This is a genomic window from Nonomuraea sp. WAC 01424, from assembly GCF_003947315.1.
Taxonomy (GTDB): Bacteria; Actinomycetota; Actinomycetes; order Streptosporangiales; family Streptosporangiaceae; genus Nonomuraea; species Nonomuraea spiralis.
In genome coordinates, this window is sequence record NZ_QHHZ01000014.1 from 324,689 (window position 1) to 330,975 (window position 6,287).

Annotated in this window: 6 protein-coding genes; all 6 read right to left on the minus strand. The window is 60.4% G+C overall.

Annotated features, from left to right (window positions below):
- Nucleotides 1-31 precede the first annotated feature (31 nt).
- Nucleotides 32-472, minus strand: a complete 441-nt coding sequence (locus DMB42_RS35460; RefSeq protein WP_125641958.1) for a hypothetical protein — start codon at nt 470-472, stop codon at nt 32-34.
- A 381-nt stretch (nt 473-853) separates the two neighbouring features.
- Nucleotides 854-1,354 carry a hypothetical protein gene (locus DMB42_RS35465; RefSeq protein ID WP_185845027.1) on the minus strand — a complete coding sequence of 167 codons (501 nt, stop codon included), beginning with the start codon at nt 1,352-1,354 and terminating at the stop codon, nt 854-856.
- A gap of 1,145 nt (nt 1,355-2,499) precedes the next feature.
- Complete coding sequence (locus tag DMB42_RS35475) at nt 2,500-3,063, minus strand: hypothetical protein (RefSeq protein ID WP_125641966.1); 564 nt, start codon at nt 3,061-3,063, stop codon at nt 2,500-2,502.
- A 739-nt stretch (nt 3,064-3,802) separates the two neighbouring features.
- Nucleotides 3,803-4,153 carry a hypothetical protein gene (locus tag DMB42_RS35480; RefSeq protein WP_125641969.1) on the minus strand — a complete coding sequence of 117 codons (351 nt, stop codon included), beginning with the start codon at nt 4,151-4,153 and terminating at the stop codon, nt 3,803-3,805.
- Nucleotides 4,154-4,303: 150 nt separating this feature from the next.
- A complete protein-coding gene (locus DMB42_RS35485) occupies nt 4,304-5,356 on the minus strand; it encodes an MvdC/MvdD family ATP grasp protein (RefSeq protein ID WP_125641972.1) in 1,053 nt (350 codons plus the stop codon).
- A 43-nt stretch (nt 5,357-5,399) separates the two neighbouring features.
- Nucleotides 5,400-5,993, minus strand: a complete 594-nt coding sequence (locus DMB42_RS35490; protein WP_125641975.1) for a hypothetical protein — start codon at nt 5,991-5,993, stop codon at nt 5,400-5,402.
- Nucleotides 5,994-6,287: the final 294 nt, after the last annotated feature.

A 6,287-nucleotide genomic window follows, 5' to 3' on the forward strand; every position in this document is an offset into this window, starting at 1 on the left:
GACCCATGCAACGCCGTAGCCAGAATCGTGCTCACCGCGACGGCGAGGTGCATGTCGTTCCCTTCATACTCAGGTCCGTCAGCCGCCACCGCCCATCATGGGAACGTTCCAAGGCTGCCGTGACCGTTGTGGTGGTTTTGTCGTCGGCGGTCTCCGGAAGAAGCCGGTGAGTGCGGCGATCCGCCATCGCCGCCCCCGACATATCCAGACAGTCGGTGACCTCGGCGTATGTGCCACTCACACGTACTTCCTTAATCCGAGGGACTGCCTGACCAAACGGCTCACGCCCCTGCGCCACCATGTCTCGGACGCCGTTGACCAAATGGTCGAGATAGCCGCCCCTCACGTACGGCTGCAGCAATTCGCGCGCCTTCTCGGGCGATGACCTCCCCGCCTCGGCGAGGACGGGCCAGTAAGCCGAGTACGTCTGCACAATCAGGTCGTGGGGCCGGGTTGCCTGCTCTGTCGCCACCGCGGTCGGCGTCGTGGGCGTCGATCTACGTGGAGACGGAGTCGAGGAAGGCGTCGCTTGGCATGCCCCTACGACCAGAGGGACGAGCACAAGAGCTACGGCACGGGCGCGAAACCTCACAAGTATCGCCATCTTGACTCCAAGTCATCATGTGATCGCAAAAGGTAGCGCAGGTTCGATAGATCGATCATCGAGACCGAGAGCGGCGCGTTCTGGGAGAACGTTTCGCGAGGTGCCACACTCAGACCGGACGGGCACTCGTCGGCCCAACGGCTGCGCACGAAATGCGCGACACCGTCTTGCCGGCCCTCAGCGGTGCGAGCCGCCTTGATGGCGACAGGGGAGTGCTGTGAGGGGGCCAAACCCGCCCCCTCGCGCCCTCTATCTCACATCGTCAGGCTTGGGCTTCGCCCATACCGGCGTCCCGCATTTCTCCCAGACCGCATGCCGCTTGGCGTCGAGATGTCCCCAGCAGAGCTTGAAAACCCACACATCGCCAAAGGCCGAGCTGTCGGTCTCGCAGCCTCCCTGGGGGGCACGCACCTCGAACGGCCTTCGCGCGTCGATCTTGTTGTCGTTCATCCAGACCGCTTTGTAGACGCGGTCGTCGACCTTTCCGTCACAGACCTTGACCGCCGATCGGTCCGGTAGGACGATCACCCTGCCGTCGCCGTAGCTGGCCTGCCAGCCCTCAGTTGTCCCTGCGTGTGCCGTCGCCCCCGGCATCAGAGCACCCACCAGGACGCTTGCCGCCGTCCACGCCCGTACTGCCACCCGTTCTCCCATCTCCCGGTTTCCGCCGACCAGAGAAGATAACTTTAAGTAATTGGTCAACTCCGTCAAGTGAGGATTGGGTATGAAGCGCCCCTGGATGACCTCCATAAAGGCATTTCTGAGCAGGCGAATTCAGCGTGCTCGCATCGCTTCGAGCCGGGGGGCGTCGGCGGTGGAGTGGGTGATCATCACCGCCATCATCGCTGGGGTAGCACTTGGGCTGGCGGCCGTGATCAAGTCCGCGGTGGAGAGCCGCCAGGCCGACATCGTGACTCAGCTCGACGGCAAGTAGACGCTCGTATCAGCCAAGCACTCCCCCACAGGGAGAGTGGCACGGCCGGGGAGTCGCCTCCTTGCCGATTGGGGTCCGTCGAGGCCTCGCGACGAACGCCAGGACAGCCACCCTCATGCGGTCCAGCCACGGCAGGTCGTCCACGATGACCAGGAGCGCACCCTTTCCTCGGGGGGCCGGGCCGGTTCGGGCAAGTTGGGTCACAAGGCGGGCACGAGCCCTATGTCATAGGGCTGCTAGCGCCGCTCGAGCGCTGCCCGGCAGTTTGCCCGCTTCGCCCAGCTCACGGCGCTCCAGCCCCCGGTAGCAGGGTTCGTCACGGCTGTGCAGCTGCGCGGCTCGTGTTTCGCGTACGCAGAGCAGGTTCGTCATCCCTCCCCACCGTGCGGCCTAACGCTCATTCCGGGACTCCCGCTGGCTTGGCGCCTGCGGAGACACTTTGCCCTGCGCCATCAGGTCCCGGTTCCTCCGTGAGATTTCGCTGACGTCGCTCCGCACGGATGGTCGCCTTGCTCTCGCCAACGAGGATCCGCCGAATCTTCTCGGCTTGCTCCTCGTTACCTCCAGGAGTCGCTGCTGTTCCTCGGTCTGGCTGATGGGCTCATTCTGAGCCGCCTCCTGCGCTTCGAGATCACGGCGTAGATCGTCCATCAGCCTTATAGCCTCGGCGAAGGCCGCGTTGATGTTGCGCACACGACGGGCGGGTCCGGAGTTTCACTGGCAATGAGGAGCGCGCCCGCATCTCGGTCGGTAAGGTCATTCGGCGCGCCATTCAACGAATCGCCGCTGCCGCCTCGATCTTCGACGAGGAATTGGCGCACCACCGCAAACACCGGACGGCTCTGCTGCTGTCAACCTCAATGACGCAGCTCCTGCCGACCATCACGCGATCTTCAGATGTCTTCACAATCTCCGTGCGATCACGTGGTGGCCGCCTCTATACGACCCGAAGCGCGAAGTGTCAGAGCATGATGGTGCAACAAATCAGGCAGCCTTCTGCGCAGAGGATACAGCCCGCGAGGCACCATGCCATGCTCCCGCCGCTCTCTATCCTTTCGACACCTTTCGCCAGTGCCTCGTCGCCCTTCATGAGCAGATCGCGCTCCGCCTCCGAGGGGGCATGCGGGAGAGCACCCCGGAGGACCAACCGGGCCTCCCGGACACGTTCCAAGCCTTGTAGCGACGCGAGCGTCTTCTGCGTGTAGGGCCCCTGCTCGTCAATGAACGCAAGCCCCTTGCGAACCCGCTCCTTTAGCTCGGCGAGACTAGCCTTAACATTGGCGGGTGCACCGTACTCTGCCGCTCGTTCTGCAAGTGCCTCCACGTACTCGAGCACCCGATGAATATCGACTGTTGGAATCTCCTTTGCCTTCGCGGATGAACAGTTGAACAGCTCAGCCTTATTGACCTTGGCCTCGGGGTTCCGATCCAGCCAATCTACGATGATCTGCATCTGCTTGTACTTCCTTTCTAAATACGCGTCCTTGAGTTGCGTGGCCGAGTCGGAAAGGCGAATGAATGTCATGCCTCCAGCAATCCCAGGCCGCCGAGTTGGTCGGCTCACTTGTGTAAACCATTTGCCCAGCGCACAAACCTGGCGAACCTGGGGAGGTCACGAATGGCTGTCCGCCAAGCGGAGGGTCCTCGCACGATTCGGCTGAGGGCTGAGTCGTCAGGGTTGAATACTCGTCCTCGCGATAGTCCAATGCCACAGGCGGAGGATTGTCTCATACGGTAGGAATGCTAGGTCCGCAATGCCCTCCAGTTGGAAGGTGAATCGAAGATCCAGAGTGATCGTCAAGGGATGACGGGTTGTTTCTCTATTCATGCCGAATAAGGCCACTGGGAATGCCATCGCCCCTGGAAGCTCGGCTCTTTGGAGCTGATTGCCTTGGGAAAGATTGATTAGATTGCGAGTGTTGACCGCTGTTCCAATTACTGATTGCTGCGGTCCTCCTCTCACTGTCTGTGATGAGATCAGCCAGCACTTGCTCCAATTGTCGCCTGAGTGATCACCTGTGTTTCCGTAAATATCGCCGACAAATTGGCAAAACGGTACCGAGATGAAACGGTCACGGCCGGGCCCAACCGCAGGCATCCGGTCAGGCGACAACACGTAGAGCACGGAGATCAGCAGCATGGTTCCCTGCCACAGGTCCCCGTTACTTCGGGAGATACGGCCGCGTAGGCGTATGCCATCCCTCAGCCAGGCCACTTCCGTTTGCCCGGTGAGAACAGCGCTCTGGGCGCTTGCGAACCACATCTCACCGGTGGCTCCCGACCTCTCCAGAGGGCATCGGCCCGAACGTGTAGGGGGCAGGCTTCGACTCCTCCCCTTCGGCGAAAAACTCGGCCATCTTGTCTGCCTGCCGGCGACGGGCCTGCAGCCAGGCATCGTACTCTCGGTCTATGCCGAGCTTTTTGGCGATTGCCTCTATCAGCCGATTTTTGGCTTCAATCGCTTCGCCCCGCGGCAACTCTCGAGGCTCTACGTCCGCGAACAGCATCTTTTCTTGATCGCGCCACACGCGATCAATTACATCGCGATGCGGGTCGAGGGACTGCTGGTCCGTCTCATAGCGTTCGCGAGTAAAACTGCCATAGTTATCGAGCATTTCTCAGACCTTCGGTTCGACGTACGGCTCTCAAGACGCGGGCGTCAGGCCTTCGTTGGAGCGGCTCCTCAGTTCCTGCCAGTTTGGCCACGCATTAGAGCGATATCGAACTCGAAGTCCGGCTTCAGGCTCGAGAAGAGCGCTCGCGCTTCACCTGTGACTGATCAAGGTTTTCGGGACCGTGGTCGGTCTCCGGCACGATTCGATATCACTACGTGCGCAGCACGCGAATCGTTCTGCGATGGCCTTGCTGATTTGCAGGCCGGTGAGAGCTTCCAGCCAGCCATACTGACCATTGGGGTTGAGCTCCAGGAACACGTAATCTCCGTCCGGCCGCCTGATCATGTCGATGGCTCCGAATTCGAGTCCGTACGAGCGAACCAACCGGAGACATTGTGCGCGCACCGGCGCCGGTAGCTCGTGGATCCTATGTTCGATCTCGAAGATGTCACCCTGGCGCCAGTCGACCAGCGCATCTGTATTATTTTGCGAGAGCAATTCAGCGCAGAAGATGGACTCGCCGACAACTGTGACACGCAGTTCGATGTCTTTGTCGACATACTCTTGCAGAAGTGCCGGGCACGCTGCGATGCGCGATATCCCCTCCTCGATCGTCGCACGATCCAGTAGCGTTGTGTAAAGTTCAGCGACGACTGTTCCCTCATCCCAGGCACCTTCGCGGGAGATCAGCCCGACATCACCGACAGACTTGTAGATCACGCGATTGCCATTAGCGGCGACGAAATCGCGGGCCGTTACCGGGTCGTTCGTGAACACCGAGCGCGGCACCCGCATTCCCAGTTGGGACGCCAGACGGAGTTGCCCGAGCTTGTTGGCCGCGGCCGTCATCCTGTCCAGGGAGCTGATCCAGAAAGCGTCCTTGACATGGTCGTACAGGCCGCGCAGCCCGGCGCGCAGCTCACTGAAGGCGAATTCGCGCTCATGGGGCGTGTGAATTGAATTCAGGCGCGGCAGTCCGGGCTTGCGGTACCACACCGCATGGATCGACGAAGCCCGAACGAGCTGACCGCTTTCGAGTGAAAACAGGCAGTCGCTCACACCGCCGTCAAACGACAGAGAAATGGATGCTGACGCCGGATATTCGGCTGGACTGAAGAGGCCGTATTCGAGGCCCAACTTCTCGAGTTCCAGCATCACGAAATAGACTTGCAGGTCCGTTCGGTCGCTGATGATCAGGATCACGTGCCGCCGCCGTTCACGCGCGCTTATGTGCTGTGGTGTTCGATCAGACCTGGAGATTGTCGCAATCCGCCCCCCATGGGTCGGGCCGGGGACCACCGAGTCCGCCGGACGACCAGGAATAGGACTGCTGGAGCGATGCACACGCCCGGAGCACGTTATGGTCTTCGCATGTCTCAGCCGTTTCCGAGACCTGGCGGACCTTTTCCAGGAGTTCCAGGGCGGACATCTGGTCCATCTTGTCGAAGCCGTACACTGGGCGGCTTGGAGGGGTGGCAACGAGCCCGGCGAGGGTGCCGCCCGAGCTCATTGCGAGCTCGGGGCCGAGGTTAACTTTTTTGGCGATCGTTTCGATTATCTCCGCAACCAATGGAGTATCGTAGAAATAGACTTGTTTCTCGCCGATGATGTAATCAGGGACCATGCCGTGCTCGCCGATCTGTTCGCGGCGGATGTAAAATGTCCGTGACGTCGGCAGTCGTACCTCGTTGCGACCGGTTTTGAAACCTGCATAGACGATTCCAATATACGGTGACCCGTCTTCTACTTGTATGGGCACTCCGTACAGCCGGACAATTGTCTGTTTGGGCGACTCCTCCGTCATCGACTCAGGCTCGTTGACGGTCATCTTGGTAGTCATCTGGCTCTTTCCAATCTTAGGTTAGATGTCTAAGTACTAAGGCCGTACATCTACCATTTCCCCTGCGGTCGTCGGCAATAAACCGCCCGTTCGCCTAGGAGCAGCGCTTCAACCCAAAACCAGATCATGCAGAAAGATGCGACAAAGAATGCGGCAGGATTACTGGTTACTGACCTTAAAAGTGTGGTGTCGCAGATAGCTGACGGGTGATGATCGCCGAGGTACGCCATCGTCATGCGATACGCGCAGGGTGGCGGGCTGACCGCCGAGCGGCGAGCTTTCCGCGAAGGGTTG

Excerpts from the sequence above, each read along its gene's own strand:
- DMB42_RS35475 (WP_125641966.1), bottom strand. The coding sequence starts at position 3,063 with ATGACATTCATTCGCCTTTCCGACTCGGCCACGCAACTCAAGGACGCG.
- DMB42_RS35490 (WP_125641975.1), bottom strand. The coding sequence starts at position 5,993 with ATGACTACCAAGATGACCGTCAACGAGCCTGAGTCGATGACGGAGGAG.
- DMB42_RS35465 (WP_185845027.1), bottom strand. The coding sequence starts at position 1,354 with ATGGAGGTCATCCAGGGGCGCTTCATACCCAATCCTCACTTGACGGAG.
- DMB42_RS35480 (WP_125641969.1), bottom strand. The coding sequence starts at position 4,153 with ATGCTCGATAACTATGGCAGTTTTACTCGCGAACGCTATGAGACGGAC.